A 1206-nucleotide genomic window follows, 5' to 3' on the forward strand; every position below is an offset into this window, starting at 1 on the left:
CTAGTTGGAGGGGAAGTTGTAGGAGGCGCCGGAGGCGTGGGTGGGTTCGGGCCAGCGTGAGGTGATGACTTTGCCGCGGGTGTAGAAGGAGACGCCTTCGGGGCCGTAGATGTGCTTGTCGCCGAAGAGGGAGTTCTTCCAACCGCCGAAGGAGTGGTAGGCCACGGGGACGGGCAGGGGCACGTTGATGCCGACCATGCCCACCGTCACGGAGCGCTGGAACTTCCGTGCTGCGGCGCCGTTGGAGGTGAAGATCGCCGTGCCGTTACCGTACGGGTTGGAGTTGATCAGGGCGATGCCTTCCTCCAGATCCGCCACACGGACCACGACCAGGACCGGTCCGAAGATTTCCTCGGCGTAGGCCGTCATTTCGGCCGTGACGTGATCGATCACGGTAGGCCCAACCCAGAAACCATCTTCATGACCGGGGACTACCAGGTCGCGGCCGTCCACCACCATCGCCGCTCCGGCGGTTTCGGCTTCGGTGACGATCCGGAGGATGCGTTCCTTGGAGGCCGGGGTAATGACCGGGCCCATGTCGGCGTCGGGTTCGGTGCCATTGGCGACCTTGATGGCCAGGGCGCGTTCTTGAACCTTTTTCACGAGCAGATCCGCTGCGTCCCCCACAGCAACGGCGACGGAGATGGCCATGCAGCGCTCCCCGGCGGAACCGAAAGCAGCAGCAGCGAGGTGGTCGGCTGCGTTGTCCAGGTCCGCGTCGGGCATCACGATGGCATGGTTCTTCGCCCCACCCAGCGCCTGAACCCTTTTGCCGTGCTTGGTGGCGGTCTCGTGGACATACTGGGCGATCGGAGTGGACCCAACAAACGAGATGCCGTCCACGTCCGGGTGGGTCAGCAACCCATCGACCGTTTCCTTGCCGCCGTGCAGGACCTGGAACACGCCATCGGGCAGGCCGGCCCGCTTCCACAGCTGGGCCAGCAGCATCGGGGCGGACGGGTCACGCTCGGAAGGCTTGAGGATGAACGCGTTGCCGGTGGCGATGGCCATCGGGGCCATCCACAACGGCACCATGACCGGGAAGTTGAACGGCGTGATACCAGCCACCACGCCCAGGGGTTCGCGGAAGGAGAAGACGTCAATGCCGGTGGAGACCTGGTCGGAGTAGTCGCCCTTGAGCAGCTGCGGGATGCCACAGGCGAACTCGATGACCTCCAGGCCACGGCCGATCTCACCCTTCGCGTC

1 protein-coding gene is annotated in these 1206 nt (G+C 64.9%); it reads right to left on the bottom strand.

What is annotated here, in order from left to right:
- Nucleotides 1–1206: CoA-acylating methylmalonate-semialdehyde dehydrogenase (locus LN996_RS23470; RefSeq protein WP_231343500.1), on the bottom strand; the 1206-nt coding region annotated here is incomplete at its 5' end.

The sequence above is a fragment of the Arthrobacter sp. AK01 genome (assembly GCF_021109375.1).
Classification (GTDB): Bacteria; Actinomycetota; Actinomycetes; order Actinomycetales; family Micrococcaceae; genus Arthrobacter.